At 60.2% G+C, this 304-nt stretch carries 1 pseudogene; it reads left to right on the plus strand.

Annotated features, from left to right (window positions below):
- A pseudogene (locus KVT37_RS33635) lies at window positions 1-158 on the plus strand (sugar ABC transporter permease); the annotation flags it as partial.
- Window positions 159-304 lie beyond the last annotated feature (146 nt).

A 304-nucleotide genomic window follows, 5' to 3' on the forward strand; every position in this document is an offset into this window, starting at 1 on the left:
CCACCGATTCCGTGTCGAGCTTCATCTACCGCGAATATCGCGACCGCTCGAATGTCGTCTACGGCACGATGCTCGCCATGGCCTATCTCGTCATCATCGTCGTGTTCGTGACCTGGCTGTTGGAATTCGCCAGTCGCTTCGTACGCAACGCCAACTGAGCGGCCATCATGAGCGTCCAGACCACCGACTCCACCGTTTCCGAAATCCGCTCGCCAGCGGCCTTCATCGCCAGCCGCGTCTTCAGCTATGGGGCGCTGGCGTTCTGGGCTTTCGTCTGCCTGTCCCCGATCTACTGGACGATCAC

This window comes from Mesorhizobium sp. GbtcB19 (assembly GCF_019091085.1).
Lineage (GTDB): Bacteria > Pseudomonadota > Alphaproteobacteria > Rhizobiales > Rhizobiaceae > Mesorhizobium.